Origin of the sequence: Mycolicibacterium alvei, from assembly GCF_010727325.1 — a bacterium.
GTDB lineage: Bacteria > Actinomycetota > Actinomycetes > Mycobacteriales > Mycobacteriaceae > Mycobacterium > Mycobacterium alvei.
On record NZ_AP022565.1, the window covers coordinates 1,172,662 to 1,193,625 of the forward strand.

20 protein-coding genes are annotated in these 20,964 nt (G+C 66.6%); 13 read left to right on the top strand and 7 right to left on the bottom strand.

What is annotated here, in order from left to right; genetic code table 11:
* Window positions 1-19 precede the first annotated feature (19 nt).
* Window positions 20-739, top strand: a complete 720-nt coding sequence (locus tag G6N44_RS05485; RefSeq protein WP_235682954.1) for a GAP family protein — start codon at window positions 20-22, stop codon at window positions 737-739.
* Here G6N44_RS05485 and G6N44_RS05490 read toward each other — a convergent pair.
* Entirely contained in the window at window positions 726-1,664 is a 939-nt protein-coding gene (locus tag G6N44_RS05490; RefSeq protein WP_163661837.1) for a DUF389 domain-containing protein, read from the bottom strand. The genes G6N44_RS05485 and G6N44_RS05490 overlap by 14 nt on opposite strands.
* Before the next feature lie 120 nt (window positions 1,665-1,784).
* Window positions 1,785-2,264: a winged helix-turn-helix transcriptional regulator gene (locus G6N44_RS05495; protein ID WP_235682955.1), complete on the bottom strand. Its 480-nt coding sequence runs from the start codon at window positions 2,262-2,264 to the stop codon at window positions 1,785-1,787.
* Window positions 2,265-2,346: 82 nt separating this feature from the next.
* On the opposite strand from G6N44_RS05495, the gene G6N44_RS05500 reads away from it, so the two are divergent.
* Entirely contained in the window at window positions 2,347-3,531 is a 1,185-nt protein-coding gene (locus tag G6N44_RS05500; RefSeq protein WP_163661839.1) for a thiolase family protein, read from the top strand.
* Between the two features lie 79 nt (window positions 3,532-3,610).
* Here the strand turns inward: G6N44_RS05500 and G6N44_RS05505 are convergent, their stop codons facing one another.
* Window positions 3,611-4,060: a nitroreductase family deazaflavin-dependent oxidoreductase gene (locus G6N44_RS05505; protein ID WP_163661841.1), complete on the bottom strand. Its 450-nt coding sequence runs from the start codon at window positions 4,058-4,060 to the stop codon at window positions 3,611-3,613.
* Window positions 4,057-5,832, bottom strand: coding sequence for an aspartate--tRNA ligase (gene aspS / locus G6N44_RS05510; RefSeq protein WP_163661843.1), 1,776 nt, complete (start codon window positions 5,830-5,832; stop codon window positions 4,057-4,059). The genes G6N44_RS05505 and aspS overlap by 4 nt, the downstream gene beginning before the upstream one ends.
* Window positions 5,833-5,983: 151 nt before the next feature.
* On the opposite strand from aspS, the gene G6N44_RS05515 reads away from it, so the two are divergent.
* A complete protein-coding gene (locus tag G6N44_RS05515) occupies window positions 5,984-6,913 on the top strand; it encodes an oxidoreductase (RefSeq protein WP_163661845.1) in 930 nt (309 codons plus the stop codon).
* A gap of 36 nt (window positions 6,914-6,949) precedes the next feature.
* Window positions 6,950-7,453, top strand: a complete 504-nt coding sequence (locus G6N44_RS05520) for an SRPBCC family protein (protein ID WP_163661847.1) — start codon at window positions 6,950-6,952, stop codon at window positions 7,451-7,453.
* 4 nt (window positions 7,454-7,457) lie between these two features.
* Here the strand turns inward: G6N44_RS05520 and G6N44_RS05525 are convergent, their stop codons facing one another.
* Window positions 7,458-8,933: a carboxylesterase/lipase family protein gene (locus tag G6N44_RS05525; protein WP_163661849.1), complete on the bottom strand. Its 1,476-nt coding sequence runs from the start codon at window positions 8,931-8,933 to the stop codon at window positions 7,458-7,460.
* Between the two features lie 74 nt (window positions 8,934-9,007).
* On the opposite strand from G6N44_RS05525, the gene ypfJ reads away from it, so the two are divergent.
* The 5 genes from ypfJ (at window position 9,008) to G6N44_RS05550 (ending at window position 14,645) form a co-directional block, all read left to right on the top strand.
* Window positions 9,008-9,904, top strand: coding sequence for a KPN_02809 family neutral zinc metallopeptidase (gene ypfJ, locus G6N44_RS05530; protein WP_163661851.1), 897 nt, complete (start codon window positions 9,008-9,010; stop codon window positions 9,902-9,904).
* Entirely contained in the window at window positions 9,897-11,531 is a 1,635-nt protein-coding gene (locus tag G6N44_RS05535) for a DUF885 domain-containing protein (RefSeq protein ID WP_163661854.1), read from the top strand. Before ypfJ ends, G6N44_RS05535 begins: the two co-directional genes overlap by 8 nt.
* Before the next feature lie 149 nt (window positions 11,532-11,680).
* Window positions 11,681-12,265, top strand: a complete 585-nt coding sequence (locus G6N44_RS05540) for a TetR/AcrR family transcriptional regulator (RefSeq protein ID WP_163661856.1) — start codon at window positions 11,681-11,683, stop codon at window positions 12,263-12,265.
* A gap of 2 nt (window positions 12,266-12,267) precedes the next feature.
* Window positions 12,268-13,827 (top strand): flavin-containing monooxygenase, encoded by a 1,560-nt coding sequence (locus G6N44_RS05545; RefSeq protein ID WP_163661858.1) that lies wholly within the window; start codon window positions 12,268-12,270, stop codon window positions 13,825-13,827.
* Window positions 13,824-14,645, top strand: coding sequence for a mycofactocin-coupled SDR family oxidoreductase (locus G6N44_RS05550; protein WP_163661860.1), 822 nt, complete (start codon window positions 13,824-13,826; stop codon window positions 14,643-14,645). The genes G6N44_RS05545 and G6N44_RS05550 overlap by 4 nt, the downstream gene beginning before the upstream one ends.
* Window positions 14,646-14,660: 15 nt before the next feature.
* Here the strand turns inward: G6N44_RS05550 and G6N44_RS05555 are convergent, their stop codons facing one another.
* Together G6N44_RS05555 and G6N44_RS05560 are read right to left on the bottom strand one after the other, a co-directional pair.
* Window positions 14,661-15,560, bottom strand: a complete 900-nt coding sequence (locus tag G6N44_RS05555) for an acyl-CoA thioesterase (RefSeq protein WP_163661862.1) — start codon at window positions 15,558-15,560, stop codon at window positions 14,661-14,663.
* Between the two features lie 14 nt (window positions 15,561-15,574).
* Window positions 15,575-16,408 carry an LLM class flavin-dependent oxidoreductase gene (locus G6N44_RS05560; protein WP_163661863.1) on the bottom strand — a complete coding sequence of 278 codons (834 nt, stop codon included), beginning with the start codon at window positions 16,406-16,408 and terminating at the stop codon, window positions 15,575-15,577.
* A gap of 92 nt (window positions 16,409-16,500) precedes the next feature.
* On the opposite strand from G6N44_RS05560, the gene G6N44_RS05565 reads away from it, so the two are divergent.
* From G6N44_RS05565 to G6N44_RS05580, 4 genes are all read left to right on the top strand, one after another.
* Window positions 16,501-17,139 (top strand): TetR/AcrR family transcriptional regulator, encoded by a 639-nt coding sequence (locus G6N44_RS05565; RefSeq protein WP_163661865.1) that lies wholly within the window; start codon window positions 16,501-16,503, stop codon window positions 17,137-17,139.
* Between the two features lie 112 nt (window positions 17,140-17,251).
* On the top strand, window positions 17,252-18,481 hold the full coding sequence (locus G6N44_RS05570) for an amidohydrolase family protein (protein ID WP_163661867.1): 1,230 nt from the start codon (window positions 17,252-17,254) through the stop codon (window positions 18,479-18,481).
* A 40-nt stretch (window positions 18,482-18,521) separates the two neighbouring features.
* On the top strand, window positions 18,522-19,682 hold the full coding sequence (locus G6N44_RS05575) for an acyl-CoA dehydrogenase family protein (RefSeq protein ID WP_163661869.1): 1,161 nt from the start codon (window positions 18,522-18,524) through the stop codon (window positions 19,680-19,682).
* Window positions 19,679-20,953, top strand: coding sequence for an acyl-CoA dehydrogenase family protein (locus tag G6N44_RS05580; RefSeq protein WP_163661871.1), 1,275 nt, complete (start codon window positions 19,679-19,681; stop codon window positions 20,951-20,953). The genes G6N44_RS05575 and G6N44_RS05580 overlap by 4 nt, the downstream gene beginning before the upstream one ends.
* The last annotated feature ends 11 nt before the right edge of the window (window positions 20,954-20,964 follow it).

Sequence of the window (20,964 nt, forward strand, 5' to 3'; positions counted from 1 at the left end):
AGGTAACCGAGGCGAAGGGATGTGGCCGCCCACGATGTGGAGCACCGTGCTGGTGATGGCCGTCGTGGCGGCAGTCGACCCCCTACGGATCGGGGTCGTCGCCTTCATGCTGTCGCGGTCCCGGCCGGTGCGGTTGCTGCTCCCCTTCTTCCTGCTCGCCTTCATCGCCAACGTCGCGGTGGGCGTTGCGGTGGTATCGGTGTTCAAGAACGTCACCGGTGACGGCGGGCGCACCATGCCCCCGGGCCTGGAGATCGGCATCGGTGTCGTGGCACTGACGATCGCCGTGCTGTCCGTCACAGGGGTGCTCGAACGCCTGGTCAGTCGAGTGCGGACGCGCCGGGCTGTGCCGGCCGGGCCCACCGCTGACTCGGTGCCGGGCCTGTCGAATCTGCCGGCCGGGATGCAGGCCGCGTTGCGCGGCGAGGCGCCGTGGGCGGCCGGACTGCTGGGCCTGATCAACGGTTTTCCCACCCCGTACTACCTGGCCGCGATGGCTGCCGCCCTGACATCGGGCACCGCGGTCGCCGAGCAGATGGCCGCGATGGTCGTGTTCAATCTGGTGGGTTTCCTGGCGGCGATCATTCCGCTCATCAGTTTCTGGGTCGCTCCGGCGGCCACCAGGTCCGGCGTCGAGCGGGTCTACGAGTGGATGGGAATCCACCATCGGCTCGTGGTCGCCGTGATCGCCGGCGCGGTGGGCGTGTACTTCGTGGCCACCGGCATCAGCCACCTGTAACGGCGCGGTCGCGTCGGCGACCGGTAAATCTGCGGTAGGCCGCGAGCGTCAGGACACCCGCCGTCGTGATGCCGACCAGGTTGATACCCAACTGCAGCCCGGACCGGGCGGCGATGTCCCATTCCCCCACCGTCGCGGCGACCACCGCGAATCCGGCCGCCGGAACCGTCGTCACCGAGATGAAGACACCCACGAGTGCCTCGGATTTCGCCGACACGAGCGACAACATCCCGGCCGCGCCGGCGAGCAGGGCCACCACCAACGAGAAGGGGCCCACCTGGAAGATGAAATCCACCTGCCGGAGCTCGCGGAAGCTGGTCAGCGACACCCATCCCAGGGCCTCGAAGCCCAACGTCGCGAGTGCGGTGACGCCCATCGCGACGGGGAAGCCGACCAACAGCGCCGCGCCGGCACGGCGGGCCAGCGACATCCGCCGCTGCACCAGGGCAACCGCCAGCGCCGCCAGCGGCCCGAACTCGGGTCCGACGACCATGGCGCCGACCACAGTGACCGCGGAGTCGTTGATCACACCGATCGCGGCGAGCAGGCACGCGATGCACAGGAACATCAGGTACGTCGTGTTGAGTCGGGACTCCTCGCGGGTACGCGACACCAACTCATCCCAGATCACCGCATCGGCACCGTCGCCCTCGGCGGCGTCCTCGGCATGGAAGGCCGACTTGGACAGCACGGTGTCGAGTGGTTCCAGGGTGATGGCACCCAAGTGGGGCACATCGAGGGACTTCAGCCGCTCCACCACATCGTTGGCTGCCTCCCGGACCACGATGGCCGTGATCTCGTCACCGACCGGATCCCGCGCATCCCCGGCGTGCACAACGACACTCGTGACGCCCGGTTCCCGGTCGAGGACGTTCAGGATCGGCTCTCGGAGATCGGCAGGCGCGATCACGCGTAAGTGCAACACGGCCCGAGAGTAGCGTTCGTCAGTCCCACCAGAAGACCCACAGCGGATACGCTGCCCGGCCAGCGTTGACTTGGAACTGGCGCTGTATTTGTGCGAGTAGCGGTGTGCGCAGATTCAAAGTCAACGCTCGTAGCGGACGACGAGCTCTTCCGGCGGCACCTGGTGTCCTTCCTCACAACGGATTTCCACTCCGGCCGAGGCACCGCACCCGTCGTGTGCGAGCCGCAGGCCCGTGTCGCCGAGATGTTTGCGACCCCACTCGAACATGGCCCACACCACCGGCATGAAGTCGGTACCGGATTCGGTGAGGACGTACTCGTCACGCTCCCGCTGACCCGGCTCGCGATACGGCCGCTTCGCCAGCAGACCGGCTGCCACCAGGTCGGACAGGCGTGCCGAGGTTGCCGCCTTGGTGATCCCGACCCGGCGGGCGAAGTCGTCGAATCTGGTGGTGCCGTAGAAGGCCTCGCGCATGATCAGCATCGCCGACTTGGTGCCGGCGAACGCCATGGTCCGCTCGATCGGACAGTGCCCCACCGCCGACCAGCTGTCCCGGTCGGCGAGCTTGCCCTGCAGCATTCCCACGGAATCAAACCCCATCCCTGAGTTGTTTCAACTATACCCAGGTGCTATACCTGGGTAGTCATCACAATACTCAGCGTGGAGCACGAGGAGGCACGGAATGACCGGATATGCAAACCGCGACGCAGTCATCGTCGGAGCGGTCCGGACCCCGATCGGCAAAGGCAAGGCCAACGGCGCACTGAACGGCGTCCTGCCGGCTGACCTCCTGGCCCACAGCCTGCGGGAGCTGATCACCCGCACCGGCGTCGACCCGGTACTCGTCGACGACGTCATCGCGGGCGCCGTGACGCAGGTCGGCGACCAGGCCGTCAACATCGCCCGCAACGCCCTGCTCGGCGCGGGTTTCCCCGAGACCGTTCCCGGGACCACCGTCGACCGTCAGTGCGGCAGCAGCCAGCAGGCAATCAGCTTCGCCGCCCAGGGCGTGCTGGCCGGCGCCTACGACATCGCGATCGCCGCAGGCGTGGAGTCCATGTCGCGGGTACCGATGGGCAGCTCGGTGTTGCCCGGCAGCGACCCGTTCGGCCTGGCCTTCGCCGAGCGCTATTCCGAAGGGCTTGTCCCGCAAGGGATCAGCGCCGAGCTGATCGCAGCCAAGTGGGGATTCACCCGCGCCCAGCTCGACGAGTTCTCCGCGGGCAGCCACGAGAAGGCGGCCCGCGCCACCAAGGACGGACTGTTCGAGACTGAACTCGCGCCGATCGCCGGGTTGAGCACCGACGAGATCATCCGGCCGGGCACCACGGTCGACACCCTGTCCGGGCTCAAGCCGGCGTTCTACAACGAGGCCTATGCCGCCCGGTTCGGCCAGATCAACTGGGCGATCACCCCCGGTAACTCGTCGCCACTGTCCGACGGCAGCGCGGCGGTGATGATCACCAGCGGCGCGACGGCCCGGAAGCTGGGTTTGAGCCCGCTCGCGCGTATCCATACCACCACCGTGGTGGGATCGGACCCGCTCTACATGCTTACCGGCGTCATCCCGGCCACCGAAAAGGTCCTGGCGCGTGCGGGTCTGACACTGGCGGACATCGACCTGTTCGAAGTCAACGAGGCGTTCGCACCCGTGGTGCTGGCCTGGGCGCAGGACACCGGCGCCGATCTGGGCAAGACCAATGTCAACGGCGGGGCGATCGCGATCGGGCATCCGCTCGGCGCCAGCGGGGCCCGCATCATGACCACCCTGGTCAATGCGCTCGAACAGCGCGGCGGACGCTACGGCCTGCAGACGATGTGTGAGGGCGGCGGCATGGCCAACGCCACCATCATCGAGCGGCTCTGACGCTGATACCCGCCGAAACGGTATTCCGGCAGAGAAAGTACGAGTACTCAGCTGCCGGAATACCGTTTCGGCGCAAGAGTTAGGCGCGGACGATTTCGAAGAGCGGAATGGCCCGGGTGGTCTTCGACTGATACTCCGCGAAGACCGGGGCGACTGCCGTGATCTTCGGATAGGCGGCATCTCGCTCGGCGTCGGGCAGCTCCCGGGCTGTCGCGTCGTACGCGTCGGTGCCCAACTCGATACGCACCTTCGGATCGGCCCGCAGATTGTGTACCCAGGCCGGGTCCTTGGGCGCACCCGCGTACGAGCCCACGATCAGCATCCTGCCCTCGACGGTCAGATAGGCCAGCGGCGAGAGGCGCGGCTTACCCGACTTGGCGCCGGTAGTGTGCAGCAACAGCAGGTCAGCACCCTCGAACTGCCCACCGACCTTGCCCTCGTTCGTTCGGAATTCCTCGACGACATTGCGGTTGAACTCATCGAGGAATGCCGTGTCGGTGTAGAACTTGCGCTTGTCGATATCGCTCATGCCTTCTTGAGCTCCTCGGGCTTGGCGTCTATTCCCGACTCCTTGCGCTGCTGCGCGGTAATCGGCGCCGGCGCGTCGGTCAGCGGATCGACGCCGCCGCCCGACTTCGGGAAGGCGATGACCTCGCGGATCGAGTCCACCCCGGCCAGCAACGCGGTGATGCGGTCCCAGCCGAACGCCAAGCCACCATGTGGCGGTGCACCAAAGGCGAAGGCGTCCAACAGGAATCCGAACTTGTCCTGGGCCTCGGCATGGTCGATCCCCATCATCGCGAACACCCGTTCCTGGATGTCGCGCCGGTGGATACGGATCGAGCCGCCGCCGATCTCGTTGCCGTTGCAGACGATGTCATAGGCGTCGGAGAGCGCGTTGCCGGGATCGGTGTCGAAGGTGCCCTCCGATTCGGGCTTCGGCGCGGTGAAGGCGTGGTGTACGGCCGTCCAGGCGCCCGAACCGACTGCGACATCGCCGGAATCCACCGCTTCGGAGGCGGGTTCGAACATCGGGAAGTCCACCACCCAGGTGAATGCCCAGGCGGCCGGGTCGATCAGGTCCAGCCGCTTGGCGATCTCGATGCGGGTGGCACCCAACAGCGCACGCGCCGACTTGACCGGGCCCGCCGCGAAGAACACGCAGTCGCCGGGCTTGGCGCCGACATGGGCGGCCAGGCCGTCCCGCTCGGCGTCGGTGAGGTTCTTGGCGACCGGGCCGCCGAGCGTGCCGTCCTCGGCGACCAGCACATAGGCCAGCCCCTTGTGGCCGCGCTGCTTGGCGAACTCCTGCCAGCCGTCGAGGGTGCGGCGCGGCTGCGATGCCCCGCCGGGCATCACGACGGCGCCCACGTACGGCGCCTGGAACACCCGGAACGGGGTGTCCTTGAAGTAGTCGGTGCATTCGATGAGTTCGACCCCGAATCGCAGGTCGGGCTTGTCGGAGCCGAACCGGCGCATCGCGTCGGCGTAGCTGATCCGGGGCAACGGCAGCGGGAGTTCATAACCGATCGTCGACCAGACCGCCTTCAGCACCTGCTCGGCGATCGCCATCACGTCGTCGGCGTCGACGAAGCTGAGCTCCATGTCCAACTGGGTGAACTCCGGCTGGCGGTCGGCACGAAAATCCTCGTCGCGGTAGCACCGGGCGATCTGGTAGTAGCGCTCCATGCCCGCGACCATGAGCAGCTGCTTGAACAACTGCGGGCTCTGCGGCAGCGCATAGAACGAGCCGGGCTGCAGACGCGCGGGCACCAGGAAGTCGCGGGCACCCTCTGGGGTCGAGCGGGTCAGGGTCGGGGTCTCGATCTCGACGAAGTCATGGTCGGCCAGCACGTTGCGGGCAGCCGCATTCACCTTGGAGCGCAACCGGATTGCGTTACCGGGGCCCTCGCGGCGCAGATCCAGGTAGCGGTACTTGAGCCGGGCTTCCTCGCCTGCGGTCTCGTCGAGCTGGAACGGCAGTGGAGCGCTCTCGGACAGCACCGTGAGCGAGGTCGTGTTGACCTCGATCTGTCCGGTCGGGATCTCGGCGTTCTCGTTGCCCTCGGGACGTACCTCGACCGTGCCGGTGACGGCGATGCAGAACTCGGCACGCAACCGGTGCGCGGCGGCGAGCACATCACCTTCGCGGAACACCACCTGCGACACTCCCGAAGCGTCGCGCAGATCGATGAAGATGACGCCGCCGTGGTCACGGCGGCGCGCCACCCAACCCGCCAGTGTCACCGTCTGACCGGCATCGGTGGCCCGCAACGAACCGGCGGCATGACTGCGCAGCACGAAAACTCCTGAGTGTTGAGTCGAGAAAGACTGGTGGTGACGACTGACCAGTCTAGAGAGTCGCTTGCGGCAGTAACTTGGCGACATGGATGAGCGCTTGCGCGAAGACCCAGCAGTTATGGATGAGCGCTTGCGCGAAGACCCAGCAGTTATGGATGAGCGCTTGCGCGAAGACGAGGCGGCATCGGCCTCCCCCATCGCCGTCATCGGTCCGGGCGCCATCGGATCCACCATCGCGGCACTGTTGTATGCCGCCGGACGGCCGGTCCTGCTGTGTGGACGCACCCCGCGCGACGGCATCGAGGTCCGGCCCGACGAGGGGCAGCCCATCCGGGTGCCCGGCCCGGTGCACACCGATCCGGCTACCGTCGCCGGACCGCTCGACGTGGTGTTTCTCGCAGTCAAGGACACCCAGAACGCCCGGGCGGCGCCGTGGCTGGAGCGGCTCTGTGACGAGAACACCGTGGTGTGCGCGCTGCAGAACGGCGTGGAACAGGCCGAGCGGGTGAGCGGGATCGGCCGCCACACCGACGAGGCCCACGTCGTGCCCGCGGCGGTGTGGATCTCCTCGGAGACGCAGCCCGAGGGCTGGGTGCGGTTGCGCAGCGAGGCCCGACTGGTGCTGCCCGACAACCCAGCGGCGGCGAGCGTGGCCGATGCCGTGCGCGGCACCGCGATCGGCGTCGAACTCGATCCCGATTTCCGCACCGCGGCCTGGCGCAAACTGCTGGTCAACGCCGTGGTCGGGTTCATGGTGCTGGCCGACCGGCGCGCGGGGATGTTCCGCCGTGACGACGTGGCCGCGCTGGCGCGGCGCTATCTGACCGAATGCCTGGCCGTGGCCCGGGCCGATGGAGCCGCGCTGGGCGATGAGGTGGCCGACGAGATCACCACGATGCTGGCGGCCGCACCGGAAGATATGACCACCTCGATGCTGACCGATCATCAGGCCGGCCGGCCACTGGAGTGGGACATCCGCAACGGGGTCATTGCCCGCAAGGCCGCCGCGCACGGCCTGTCCACCCCGATCAGCGACGTGGTCGTCCCGCTGTTGGCGGCGGCCGGCGACGGGCCGGACTGACCCACCACTAGACACTCTCCCCTAGGGTGTCTACCCATGGCCCGCACCTACCCGTGTGAACGCGTCGAGTTGGACTTCATCGACCGTGCCCCGTTCCGCTTCGTCAGCACCGTCGACCTGGCGATCACTCCGGAGCAGCTGTTCGAGGTGCTCGCCGACGCGACCTCCTGGCCACACTGGGCGACGGTCATCACCAATGTGGAATGGACCAGCCCCGAACCCCGCGGCGTGGGCACCACCCGTACCGTCACGATGCGCGGGCACATCACCGGCGATGAGGAGTTCCTCGCCTGGGAACCCTTCACCCACATGGCTTTTCGATTCAACACCAGCACCTCGAACGCGATATCGGCCTTCGCCGAGGACTACCGCGTGGTGGAGACCCCCGAGGGTTGCCACCTGACCTGGGTTATGGCCATGAAGCCCAGCGGGCTGGCCGGCCGGCTCGGGATGACCGTGGGCCAGCCGGTGATGGCGTGGATGTTCCAGCGGTTCCTGCACAACCTGCGCCGCTATACCAACGAGCGGTTCGGCACGTAGGGCGCTAACCCAGCGCCTCCCACACCGTGCGCCGGACCGCATCGGGATCGGAGACGGTCTCATCACGCGTGGACCGGATGACCCGGGTCAACCGCTGGTCCACGTCGTAGCAGGGCCAGTCGGCGACCTCGGCCCGGGCGAAATCGAGCCAGGTGCGTTGCATCCGCCGTCCCACCGACGGTTGCACCCGGCGGCCCAGCGGGTGCAGCTTGCGCCCCAGATACGAGGCATAGCTGTGCTGGATGTGCACGATCTCGCTGCCGTGGGTGGCGCCCAGGCCCAGCACCTTGAGCGTCCAGGTGGTGTGGTCGAACCGGTACGCATGTGTCGGCGCATGCGCGCTGTAGGCATCGGCGAAGGCCCACGTCGGTGCGCCGAACATGACGTCCGAGCCGAATGCGATGCGCGCTCGGCGACGCGGGAAACCGGGATAGGCGGCGAGCACCCGGTCCCTGGCGTGCAGGCCGTGGCGTCGCAGATAGTCTTCGACGCCGTCCGATGTGGTCGGCAGCATCGGCGGTTTCCCCCAGGCGAACATCGACGCCTCGTGACTGTTGGTGCCGATGATCAACGGCACCGCGGACACCGCACCCGCGCGCGCCGCCTCGGTCGGATGCAACGGCAGCAGGTCGACACCGTGGGTCAGCCCGTAGGCCAACGTCGGTGTCTGCTGGGCACTCTCGAGTTGCAGTTGACCCGCGGCCCGGCGCAGCTGCCGCTGTGGCAGCCCCTTGAGCTGCTCGACCCCCACCCCGAGCAGTTGCATGAAGCGGCGCGACTGACGGGCCCGGTCTTCCCGGTCGGCAATCAACGGCAACGCCGGACTCTGCGCGATCGCCCGGGCGAACAACCCCTCGGCGGCCGGGCTGGCGAGCAGAGCCAACACCGATGTGGCACCGGCCGATTCACCGAAGACCGTCACCTGTCCGGGATCACCGCCGAATGCGGCGATATTGTCGCGCACCCACTCCAGGGCGGCGATCTGGTCCCGCAGGCACAGGTTGTCGTCGAATCCCTCACCGAGGTCACCGAGTTCGAAACCGCCGAACACGCCCAGTCGGTAGGTGACGTTGACGACCACCACGTTGCCGTTGGCGGCCAGCCGGGAACCGTTGTAGAGCTGCAACTGGCCGGCACCGTAGACGAAGGCGCCGCCAGGGATCCACACCATCACCGGCAACGTCCCACCGGTATCGGGAGACCAGACGGTGACGGTCAGGCACGCCTCGTCCCGCACCTTGGGGTCATCGCGGCCTCCCCCGACGAATGAACGGCCTTGTGGTGGCAACGGACCGTGCTCGACCGCGTCGCGCACCCCGGTCCAGGGCAGCACAGGCCGCGGCGCCAGGAAGCGCAGCGCGCCGATGGGCTGCTGCGCGTACTCCACACCTCGCCACACGCTGACCCCGCCTTCGCGGGCACCGCGTAGCCGCCCCAGTGAGGTGTGGGCGATGGTCGAATGTTCCGCAACGACGGACACGTCTGAATCTTAGTGTGGCAAGCTGAACGGGCTGTTGAGCACGCACGTACCGGCGAATGCGATGGAGTGACGCGATGACCTTCAACGAGGGTATGCAGATCGATACGAGCACCACGTCCAGTTCCGGTGGTGGCCGCGGCCCCGGCCGTGGCATCGCGGTCGGCGGAGGTCTCGGCGGTCTGTTGATCGTTGTGCTCGCGTTGTTTCTGGGCGTCGACCCCGGCACGGTCCTGCCGCAGCAGCAACAGCAGCAAATCGACACCAGCGGCGTCGGGGGTGAGGGTTTCGACCTGAGCCAGTGCAAGACCGGCGCCGACGCCAACGACAAGGTCGAGTGCCGCGTGGTCGCCACCGGCAACTCGGTCGACGGTGTGTGGCAGCAGCTACTCAAGGGATACACCCGTCCCCAGGTTCAGTTGTTCAAGGGACAGGTCCAGACCGGGTGCGGTCCGGCCACCAGCGACGTCGGGCCGTTCTACTGCCCGGTGGACAAGACGGCGTACTTCGACACCGACTTCTTCCAGGTGCTCGTCGACCGGTTCGGCTCCAGCGGAGGCCCCCTCGCACAGGAGTACGTCGTCGCCCACGAGTTCGGCCACCACGTGCAGAACCTGCTCGGCGTTCTCGGCCGGGCCCAGCGCGACCCCGAAGGTGCCACCGGCGGCGGAGTCCGCACCGAACTGCAGGCCGACTGCTTCGCCGGTGTCTGGGCGCATTACGCATCGATCACCCGACAGGAGGGCACTGACGTGCCGTACCTGGAACCGCTGAGCGACAAGGACATCGCCGACGCCTTGTCGGCGGCATCCTCGGTCGGCGACGACCGCATCCAGAAGCAGGCCACCGGCCGGGTCAACCCCGAGGCCTGGACCCACGGTTCCTCTGAGCAGCGGCAGAAGTGGTTCACGCTCGGTTACAAGACCGGTGATCCGAACAAGTGCGACACCTTCGCCACGAATACCCTTGGCTAGGGCCGCCACTGCCGTCGACGCGGTAGCCGAGCGCTACCTCGATACCTATGCCCGGCTGGATCCGTGCGCGGCAACAGAATTAGGCATCACCGGCCACGACGATGACGTGACCGACTACTCCCCTCATGGAGTCGCCGCCCGCGCCGAAGCTGCCCGCGCGACCTTGCGGGAACTCGACGGGCTCGAGCCCGTCGACGAGGTCGACGTGGTCACCGTGGCCGCGCTGCGCGAACGCCTCGGCGCAGCCGTCGACGTGCACGATGCCGGCCTGGATCTGGGCGAGATCAACGTCATCGCCTCGCCACTGCAAACCATGCGCGACGTATTCGACCTGATGCCCACCGACACCGAGGACGACTGGGCACTGATCGCCGCGAGATTGGCGAAGGTGCCCGAACGTGCCGCGGGCTACGCCGATGCGCTGCGTGCAGCGGTCGGCAGCAGTCACGGCCCGGCCCTGCGCCAGGTCACCCGCGGTGTCACCCAGGCCCGGCAGATCGCCCAGTTGTTCGCCGAGATGGCTACCGGCGCGCTACCGGGGAACCGGCGACTCCAGGCGCAGTTACAGCAACGCACCCACGCTGCGGCCGATGCCTACCGGCAGTTGGGCGACGTGTTGCGTGCGGACATCGCCCCGACCGCCCGCCAGTCCGACGCCTGTGGCCGCGACACCTACCGGCTGATGTCACGGTTGTTCCTGGGTACCGCTGTCGACCTCGACGAGGCCTACGAGTGGGGCTTGGAACTCCTCGATACCGTTGTGGCCGAACAGGAATCGATCGCCCAACAGCTCTATCCCGGCGCCACCGTAGCCGAGACGCTGCGCCGGTTGGACGACGAACCGCGGTACGTCATCACCGGCACCGATGCGTTGCAGGCGTGGATGCAGGATCTTTCCGATCGTGCGGTCGACGCGCTGGCCGGCACCGAATTCGACATCGACGGGCCGCTTCGCACATTGGAGTGCCGCATTGCGCCGACCCAGACCGGCGGCATCTATTACACCGGGCCGTCCGAGGACTGGTCGCGCCCGGGACGCATGTGGTGGTCGGTTCCGCCGGGCGTCGACCGGTTCCACACCTGGCAGGAAACCACCACGGTGTTCCACGAAGGTGTCCCCGGCCACCATCTGCAGATCGGCCGCGCGGTGGCCCTGTCCGACCGGCTCAACCGGTGGCGCCGGCTGGGCTGCTGGGTATCGGGCCACGGCGAGGGCTGGGCCTTGTACGCCGAGCGGTTGATGGCCGAGCTGGGCTGGCTGGACGATGCCGGCGACCGCATGGGAATGCTTGATGCACAACGGTTCCGCGCAGCCCGCGTGGTGATCGACATCGGCGTGCACTGCGGCCTGACCGCACCCGACGGGGATGTCTGGGATGCCGAGCGGGCATGGAACTTCCTGACCTCGCATTCGGCCATGGCCGAGGAGAACCTGCGCTTCGAGTTGGATCGCTATCTGGGCTGGCCGGGCCAGGCGCCGTCGTATGCCATCGGCCAACGGATCTGGCACGAACTCCGCGACGAGGCCCTGCTGCATGGCTCGACACTGCGGGAGTTCCACAGCCGTGCACTCGATCTGGGCGGGCTGCCACTCGATGTGCTCAGATCGGCATTGTCAGTCGACTGATCGGCTACGACACCGGCGACACGGACGACCTCTCGCCCGAGGCAAGGACCAGCCGGGCGGGCGGCCTCATCCGTGACGACGTACTGGGCCACCGCGACAGATCCGGCCAAACGCTGACCATATTGAACAGATTCCGCTAATTTGTTCAAATGCGCGATACGGACCGAGCGGTGTCACCCGCGCTGCTCGCCGCCACCGCCGCGACGCTCAGGCTTTTGGGCCCAAGGCAATTCAGTCTCACCGCGGTTGCCGAACACGCGGAAGTATCCCGCGGTACCGTCCACAACGCGCTGGGCAGCCGGGACAATGCCATCAGAATCGGGCTCGACCACCTGGCGGGCGCATTCATCGAGACCGTCGCGGGCGAGGTCGGCCGCCACGACACCCTGACCGATCAGGTCGCCGCGGCCGCGGTCGTCATCTGCGCGCACCGCCAGCAGTCGGACTCCGTGGCACCACGCGGCATCAACGAGAGCATCCTGGTGCTACTGCTTCGCAATACCGGCGACGATCTGATGGGGCGCTCGATCGACCTGTGGAAGCCGTTCGTCCGCGCAGCCCAGGGACGCGGCGAGGTCGGGCCCGGGATTGCACCGGCACGGGCGAGCGAATGGATCGTGCGCCTGTTGCTGAGCTTCGAGCTCCTCCCACCGATCGGAGTGAACCTCGACAGTCCGCGTGCGGTGAAACGATTCGTGTCCGACCACATCGTCGTCGGCCTGACCGGAAGGTAGTAATGACCGAGCCAGATTACGAGGTGGCGATCATCGGCGCCGGGCCCGGCGGCATCGCAACGGCACACCTGTTGCACCAGAAAGGTATTCACGACTTCGTCATCATCGAACGCGGCAGTGACTTCGGCGGCACCTGGCGCGACAATCACTACCCCGGCCTGGCCGTCGACATCCCCACCCTGTGGTACCAGCTGTCGTTTGCCCCCAACCCGAACTGGAGCAGGTTCTTCGCGCCCGGCCCGGAGATCCACCGATACCTGCAGGACACGGCCGCCGGCCTCGGACTCTACGATCACCTGCGTCCCAACTCCGAGGTGATCCGCCAGCAGTGGGACGACGAACACGGCCTGTGGCGACTGCAGATCCGCGACGGCGCACCGGTGACGGCACGTTTCGTGGTCAGTTCGGTGGGCGGATACGTCAACGCCAAGAACACCGTCGACATCGACGGCGTCGAAGACTTCACCGGAACGGTCCTGCGCCCCAACGCCTGGGACGACAGCTACGACACCAACGGAAAGCACATCGCGGTGATCGGCACCGGATCCTCCGGCGTGCAGATCACCGCCGCACTGTCTGCGGAAGCAGCCAATCTCGATGTCTACCAACGCACCCCGGCGTGGGTGCTACCGAAGGTCGACTTCGACATCTCACCGTGGATGCGCCGGCTGTTCCGGCTGCCCGGGGTTGTCCCGGTCGTCAACGCCGCCGGCCGGCTGGCCATGGACATTTTCATGGTGGCGCCCATCGTCCACGTCTTCTCCCGGCTGCCGGACAAATGGCTGCGCCGCCTCATGCCGCTCTACGACGGCTGGTCCCGGCTGCTGTACCGGCTGCTGCTGCGCGCGGTTGTCGACGATGCCGCGACCCGGCGAAAGCTGGTGCCGCGTTACGGCATCCTCGCCAAACGGCCGGTAATCTCCAGCGCGTTCCTGCCGGCGCTGAACAATCCCAACACCCATTTGATCACCACGCCGATCGAACGGATCACCGCAACCGGGATCCGCACCACCGACGGCGTCGATCATCCGGCCGACCTGCTGGTGCTGGCCACTGGCTACGAACTGTGGATCGACCCCGAGACTTACCGCCCGGATACCGTCCTGGGCCCATGCGGTTTCGACCTCGCTCAGTACTACCGTGCGCACGGTCTGCAGAGCTACGCGGGCACGGCCCATCCGCGCCTGCCCAACCGCTGGGAGATCGTCGGCCCGCTCGGCTTCGTGGGATTCGCCTGGCTGGACTATGTCGAGACCGTGGCCGCACACGCCGTGCGGATCATCGATGAGACCCGCCACCGCGGCGCGCAGGTCGCCACCGTCAGTCAGGACGCGTTCAACGTGTGGAATGCCCGGATGCGTCGGGATGGCCGTGTCGCCCACCTCTATTACACCGCGGCGTCGGGCCTGAACTCCTATTTCGTCAACTCCCAGTACGAGACCCCGTACTACCGGCCGCAGACGATCACCGGATCCCGTCAGTTCGCCCGCCACTCCCCGCTGTCCGACTATCAGTTCACCAATGTCCACGTCACCGCACTACCCAAGGAGCAACCCGCATGATTGATCTCCCATTGGCCGGGCGGGTCGCCTATGTCACCGGCGCCGCGCGTGGGCAGGGCCGCTCGCACTGCGTGCGGCTGGCCCGCGCCGGAGCCGACATCATCGCGCTCGACGCCTGCGCGCCGGTTGCCGAGCACAACGGATATGCCGCTGCCACCTCGGAGGATCTCGCCGAGACCGTGGCACTGGTCGAGGGCGAGGGACGCAAGATCCTGGCCCGCGAGGTCGACGTGCGCGATGCCGACGGCCAACGCCGACTGGTGGCTGATGCGGTCGAACAATTCGGCCGTCTCGACATCGTGGTCGCCAATGCCGGTGTGCTCAACTGGGGCCGGTTGTGGGAGATTCCGGCGCAGCAGTGGCAGGACATCCTCGACATCAACCTCACCGGGGTGTTCAACACCGTGCAGGCGGTGGTGCCACCGATGATCGAGGCAGGCAACGGCGGGTCCATCATCGCGGTGAGCTCGGCCGCCGGGATCAAGGCAGTGCCGGGGTGCGGTCACTACTGTGCCAGCAAGTTCGGCGTGGTGGGTCTCACCAATGCGCTGGCAGTCGAGTTGGGCGAGTTCGGGATCCGGGTGAACTCGATTCACCCGTACGGCACCGACACCCCGATGGGCAACGACCTGTCGATGTACCAGATGTTCGCCGACCATCCGACATACATCCACAGCTTCTCCCCCGGTGCCCTGCCGACTGACTCGCTGGCCCCGCCCGACAACATCTCCGACATCGTGGTCTGGCTGGCCGGCGATGCGTCGTCATTGGTCACCGCCGCCCAGATCCCGGCAGACAAGGGGTATCTGAAGATCTGAGCGGCGGCGCCGGACTCACAGCCGCGAGTGCGCGGAAATGCTGGTGTCGGTGGTGCGCAGCGGACGGATCAGCGCGTCCTGGCTGAACGACGCGATGAGTTCGCCCGCTTCGGTGTGTACCGCACCGCGCACGTACGACATGCCCGAGCCGACCTGCGTGCTCTCGTGGCTGTAGAGCAGCCAGCCGTTCCACTGCACCGGCTCGTGGAAGCTCACCGTGACGGTCATCGGCGCGGTCGAGACGGTGAGGTGGGCTTGTGCGGTTCCGATCCCCTCGTGTGCCCGCATGGTGGTCGAAATACCCAGGTGTCCGGTGAAATACGCGATCAGCGCCTTGGCCAGATCGTCACGAGCCGGGACGGGGTCGTAGTGCAGCCAGGCGTAGAGCTCCGGCGGGCCGACCTCGTCGGGGCTGTTGACGTCGACGACGTCCACCAGACGCAGCTCCCGACCGATCATCGGCATGTGCGAAACGTGGGAGTCAGCCGGGCCGGCGACCTCGGGCCGCGGCAGGTGATGACGGATCACGTCACCGGACGGCACATCGGTGAACACCGTGATGGTGATGCAGCGCTTGCCGTTCTGCGAGGCGGCGATCACCGCGGTGGCCGTTGAGCGGCCCTCGCTGATCACGTCGATGTCGAGCTGCACCGGCGGACCCACCATGACTGCCCGGGCGAATACCGCGGTCGCCGAGCGAACCGACTTGTCCGGGAAGCGCTTTGCCGCCGCGACGATGGCCGCACCGACGATCTGGGTCCCCTCCACCACCTGGCGCTCGTCAACCCCGGCGATACCGGTCGGGATCGTGAAGCGGTTCTCCCCCGCGGGTTCTGCATCGAACAGGTCGAGCAGCATCTGCAGTGTCCACTGCGTCGGTTCTGCCTCTTTCGGTGCCTCGGCTTCTGCGGTCATGGTGTCCTCTCTTTTCACGCGTTGATTACTGTCTCGGCGAATTCTGAAATGGTCTGGGGTGCGGCGAAATCGGCGAACCACACGTAGAAACGTTCAACCCCCTGTGCGGACAGGCCGGCGAAGTGGGCGGTGAGTTCGGCGGCGTCGCCGCATACCAAACCGTCACCGAGGTGGCCGAACAGCCGGGCGCTGCGCTCGGTCACCGCGGTCCGGTCGGCATCGCGACCCACGAATCCGACCATCTGTTGCAGGGAGACCCGTGCCGTGCCGACCGTCGGGAGCAGGGCGGGCAGCCGGTCCAGCTGATGCGACGGGATGTTCCACCAGTCGGCGTGGGCACGCACCAGGTCCATCATGCGCTTGCCGGTTCCGCCCAGTACCAACGGAATCGGATGGGATGGACGCGGCACCTGCCCGCGCTCATGCTCACCCCAGAACTGGTGCAGCAGCTCCAGGTTCTCCCCCAGCCTGCGCACCCGCGCTGCCGCGTCGCCACTCTCGATGCCGAACCGCTCGAACTCCTGTGGCCACGAACCGGATCCGAGACCGAGTTCGAAGCGGCCGCCGCTGGCCTCCGACAGCGTGACAGCTTGTTTGGCGAGCACCGCCGGATGCCGGAACGCGTCACACAACACCAGATGGCCGATCCGCAGGCGTTCGGTGCGGGCTGCCACCCAGGTGGCGACAGTCATTGCCTCCCAGAGGCTTTGGTGGGTCGCACCCGGGGCCTCCAGATGGTCGATGAAGGCGATGCCGTCGAACCCACTGGCCTCGGCCACCCGTGCACGTTCAACGATGCCGTCGACGCCGAGGCGTACCTGAGGCAGGAACAGGAACCATTCACTCATCGCTGCAACACATAATCACAAGCCGCCTAATTGCTTCTACAGAAACGGTAACGTCATTCTCGCAAGTGCAGCATGACGGAGGTGATGGCGCAATGGCTAGGCCGGCCGAACAATCGTCCGTGGGCGCGCGCGCCGAGGCGCAGGCGGACCGGGCCCGGCGCTTCATGAAATCGGCGTTGGCGATCCTGGGCGAGACCGGACGCACCGACTTCACCGTGCTGGAGGTGGTGGAACGCTCCAAGACTTCGCTGCGATCCTTTTACCAGCACTTTTCCACCAAGGATGAGCTGCTGCTGGCCCTTATCGACAAGATCATGGCCGAGTCGACGCAGCGTTGGCGCGCGGACACCGACGGACTGGCCGGACCCGAGGCGCTTCGGACACTGATCGAGCGCATCACCATCCCGGCCTCGTCGAGCACCCAGGACAGCATCAACCGCGGCCTGACCTTCTACAACGACCATCTCGCCGAGTCACTGCCCCGTGAATACGCCCGGGTGCTCACGCCATTGCACAAGCTCATCGGCGACATCCTGCGGCGCGGTATGGACTCGGGAGCCTTCCGGTCCGACATGGATGTCCAGAGCACCGCTGCCCTGATCATGCAGTCGGTACTGGGTGCGATGCGCCTACGTTCGCTGGGCGTGGAACTCAACGGCGCGCCGATCGACGGTGAGCACATCTACGAGTTCTGCGTGCGCGGCGTCCTGGCACCAGGATCTCGGGCCTGACCAGGACTTTCCCGATATTTTGAGCGATCGCCCGAATGGGCTCGTCGGCGCCCGCCATCGCGTGGTAACGTCATTACCAGTTTCGAAAACAAGACTCTCCCAGGAGGCGAAGATGCCGTCACGCGAGCTTTCCTATCCGGTGTTCGACGCCGACAACCACTTCTATGAGCCCAAGGAAGCCCTCACCAAGTTCCTGCCGGAACACCGCAAGGGCGTCATCGACTACATCGACGTCCGGGGCCGGACCAAGATCATGGTTCGCAACGTCGTCAGCGACTACATCCCGAATCCGACGTTCGAAGTCGTGGCCCGACCGGGCGCGCAGGAGGACTACTTCCGCCACGGCAGCGGCGGCAAGACCTACCGCGAGGTGATGGGTAAGCCGATGAAGGCCATCCCCGCCTTCCGCAATCCGCAAGCGCGCCTTGAGGTTCTCGACAGCCTCGGCCTGGATTACACCCTGATGTTCCCGACCCTGGCCAGCCTGGTCGAGGAGCGGCTCAAGGATGATCCCGACCTGATCCTCGACATCGTGCACGCACTCAACGAGTGGATGTACGAGACCTGGCAGTTCAACTACGAGGACCGCATCTTCTCCACGCCGGTCATCAATCTGGGCAATGTCGACCGTGCACTCGAAGAGCTGGAATGGTGCGTGGAGCGCGGCGCCAAAACCGTCCTGGTCCGTCCGGCACCGGTGCCCGGGTACCGCGGTAGCCGGTCCATGGGTGTGGAGGAGTTCGACCCGTTCTGGGACGCCTGTGTGAAGGCCGGCATCCCGGTATCGATGCACGCCTCGGACAGCGGCTACTCCACCTACCTCAACGACTGGGAGCCGGCCACCGAGTTCAAACCGTTCTCCCCCACCTCGTTCCGGATGGTGGCGATGGGCAAGCGTCCGATCGAGGACACCATGGCGGCGCTGGTCTGCCACGGCGCGTTGACCCGCAACCCCGACCTGCGCATCCTCTCGGTGGAGAACGGCGCCTCCTGGGTGCCCTACCTGCACTACCAGTTCTCCGACGTCTACTCGAAGATGCCCGACGGGTTCCCGGAGGATCCGATCGAGGCGTTCAAGCGCTGCGTGTACGTCGCCCCGTTCTGGGAGGACGACTTCAAGAAGATGGCCGACCTGTGCGGCATCGACCGGGTGATCTTCGGCTCGGACTGGCCGCATCCAGAGGGTCTGGCCGATCCGATCAATCTGGTCGACGACCTCGTAGCCCATGGCCTTGACGACGAAGGTGTCCGAAAGGTGATGGGCGGCAACATGGTCGACCTGTTCAAGGTCGAGAACAAGAAGATGTACCGGCCCGACGTCCCCGCGCTCGTACTGAACTGACCTCGTCCTCTCCTCATACACAAGAAGCTGGGCCGACTACATGACCGATGTGGCAAATCCCGAACAGATGCTGTTCACCTCCACCGCGCAGGCCTTCCTGGAGAAGGAGGTGCCGCTGACCCGGGTACGCGAACTGCACGCCGAGGGCGACTCGTTCGATACCCGGTGGTGGGGTCGTGCAGCTGAGTTGGGATGGGCCAGCCTGCTGGTGCCCGAGGAACTGGGCGGCGGCAGTCCGTCCGGGGACGGTGTCACCGACCTGGCGTTGCTCGCCGAGCAGGCCGGCCACACCGTGGCCCCCGGCCCGCTGCATCCGGTCAGCATCGTGCTGGCCGGCCTCGTCGAATCACCCGACGGGCACGCGGAATTGATCGAATCGCTGGTCGCCGGCGAAACGGTGGCGTCCTGGGCGGCCTATGAACCCAAGCGGCCGTTCGGCGCCATCCAGGCCGTCACCGGGATCGGGACCACCGCTACCCGCACCGAGGCCGGCTACCGCATCGACGGTGTCAAGGACCGCGTCGAAGCCGGCGACCAGAGTGCCGCGTTGCTGGTGGTTGCCGCCTGCGACGGCCAGATCCGTCAGTTCGTGGTGCCGACCGACGCCGCCGGGGTGACGGTCACGCCACAGAACTCGGTCGACCTGGTCAAGCGTTACGCCCGAGTGCAATTCGACGGTGTCGAGGTCGACGCGTCCGCAGCCGTGGGTACCGCCGATCAGACACCGGCGGTCATCGAACGCCAGCGTCAGGTCGCCCTGGTGCTGCAGTGTGCCGAGATCGTCGGAATCCTCGATGCGGTGCTCACGATGACCAATCAGTGGTTGGCAGACCGACACAGTTTCGGCCGCCCGCTGGCCTCGTATCAGGCCCTCAAACATCGTGCTGCTGACATGAAGATGTGGTTCGAAGCCGCGCGCGCGACCACCGCGGGCGCGGTCGCCGCGGTGGCCGAGCGGTCCCCGGATGCGCCGAAGCTCGTCAGCGTCGCGAAAGCCTATGTGGCCGAACGGGCTCCGGTGATGCTGCAGGACTGTGTGCAGTTGCACGGCGGCATCGGGGTGACCTGGGAGCACGATCTGCACCTGTACCTGCGGCGGGTTGCGCTGTATCGGGCGATGTACGGGTCACCCGAAGATCACCACCGCGCCGTATATGCATTGAGCCGCAAGACCCGCGCAGCCGAGGAGATCGGGGCATGACCGACACCGTGAGTACCGCCGCAACCACAGAGTCTGTCGAGGAGTTCGCCCTTCGCGCCCGGACCTGGCTGGCCGAGAACATGCCGTCCATCGATCCGGACAACCCTCCGTTCGCGGTGCGTGCGGAATCCGAATCCTGGGAACGGGCAAAGGAACTGCAGAAGCGGCTCTACGAAGGTGGATTCGCCGGCATCTGCTTCCCCCGCGAGTACGGCGGACTCGGCCTGGATTACGCCTACCAGAAGGCATTCAACGACGAGTGCACGGCGTACGAGATGCCGCTGATCCTCAACACCCCGTCGTTCACCATCTGCGGCGCAACGATTCTCGACATGGGCAGCGAAGATCAGAAGCGCGAACGCATCTCGGCGGCGATCCGCGGCGACGAGGTGCTCTGCCAGTTGCTGTCCGAGCCCAGCGGCGGGTCGGATCTCGCCGGCGTGATCACCAGGGCCGAACGTCAGGGCGACACGTGGGTCATCAACGGCGCCAAGACCTGGAGCACCAGCGCCTTCGCCGCCGACTACGGGTTGATGCTGGCCCGCACCGATTGGACCGTGCCCAAGCACGAGGGCCTGACCATGTTCCTGGTGCCGCTGAATGCACCGGGTATCACGATGCGCCGGATCACCGAGGTGAACGGCAACGAGGAATTCTGCGAGGAGTTCTTCGACAACCTGGAGCTTCCTGCGGACGCCGTCGTGGGTGAGGTCAATGACGGCTGGACCGTGGCCTCCCGTCAGCTGCATCACGAACGTCGCGCTGTCGGTGGCGGTTCGGAGTTCGCCAGCGGTACCGGCGCCGAGAATGCCAACGAGATGCCGCCCGATCACGTCGGGCTGGCCGAGGCCACCGGCCAGGGTGACGACGCCCGGGTGCAGGATCTGGCCGGACGCGCCCTGGTGCGGCGCATGGTCAAAAAGCAGCTCATCGACCATGTCGGCACAGCGATCGGGAACGGTTCACTGCCGCCGAATGCGGGCACCCTGATCCGGCTGTTCCATGCCGAGACCACCGAGCTCGAGGTGGATACCGCGCTGGCCATCGCAGGCACGGCCGGTGTGATCGACGAGGGCTCGGACAATGCCCCAGAGTTGGCCGGGCTGATGGAGATCGGTGTGCGCTACCTGTCCCGGCAGACGGGGTCGCTGGGCGGTGGCAGCTCGGAGATGGCGCGCAATGTGATCAGCGAGCGGATTCTGGGCTTCCCACGTGAACATGCGGCCGACCGCGGCGTGCCGTTCAACCAGGTCAAGCGCAACAAGAGCTGACTGCACTTCGG

Coding starts and splice junctions, on each gene's coding strand:
- G6N44_RS05485 (WP_235682954.1), top strand. CDS start 20: ATGTGGCCGCCCACGATGTGGAGCACCGTGCTGGTGATGGCCGTCGTG.
- G6N44_RS05495 (WP_235682955.1), bottom strand. CDS start 2,264: ATGGGGTTTGATTCCGTGGGAATGCTGCAGGGCAAGCTCGCCGACCGG.
- G6N44_RS05500 (WP_163661839.1), top strand. CDS start 2,347: ATGACCGGATATGCAAACCGCGACGCAGTCATCGTCGGAGCGGTCCGG.
- G6N44_RS05505 (WP_163661841.1), bottom strand. CDS start 4,060: ATGAGCGATATCGACAAGCGCAAGTTCTACACCGACACGGCATTCCTC.
- G6N44_RS05515 (WP_163661845.1), top strand. CDS start 5,984: ATGGATGAGCGCTTGCGCGAAGACGAGGCGGCATCGGCCTCCCCCATC.
- G6N44_RS05520 (WP_163661847.1), top strand. CDS start 6,950: ATGGCCCGCACCTACCCGTGTGAACGCGTCGAGTTGGACTTCATCGAC.
- ypfJ (WP_163661851.1), top strand. CDS start 9,008: ATGACCTTCAACGAGGGTATGCAGATCGATACGAGCACCACGTCCAGT.
- G6N44_RS05540 (WP_163661856.1), top strand. CDS start 11,681: ATGCGCGATACGGACCGAGCGGTGTCACCCGCGCTGCTCGCCGCCACC.
- G6N44_RS05545 (WP_163661858.1), top strand. CDS start 12,268: ATGACCGAGCCAGATTACGAGGTGGCGATCATCGGCGCCGGGCCCGGC.
- G6N44_RS05550 (WP_163661860.1), top strand. CDS start 13,824: ATGATTGATCTCCCATTGGCCGGGCGGGTCGCCTATGTCACCGGCGCC.
- G6N44_RS05555 (WP_163661862.1), bottom strand. CDS start 15,560: ATGACCGCAGAAGCCGAGGCACCGAAAGAGGCAGAACCGACGCAGTGG.
- G6N44_RS05560 (WP_163661863.1), bottom strand. CDS start 16,408: ATGAGTGAATGGTTCCTGTTCCTGCCTCAGGTACGCCTCGGCGTCGAC.
- G6N44_RS05565 (WP_163661865.1), top strand. CDS start 16,501: ATGGCTAGGCCGGCCGAACAATCGTCCGTGGGCGCGCGCGCCGAGGCG.
- G6N44_RS05570 (WP_163661867.1), top strand. CDS start 17,252: ATGCCGTCACGCGAGCTTTCCTATCCGGTGTTCGACGCCGACAACCAC.
- G6N44_RS05575 (WP_163661869.1), top strand. CDS start 18,522: ATGACCGATGTGGCAAATCCCGAACAGATGCTGTTCACCTCCACCGCG.
- G6N44_RS05580 (WP_163661871.1), top strand. CDS start 19,679: ATGACCGACACCGTGAGTACCGCCGCAACCACAGAGTCTGTCGAGGAG.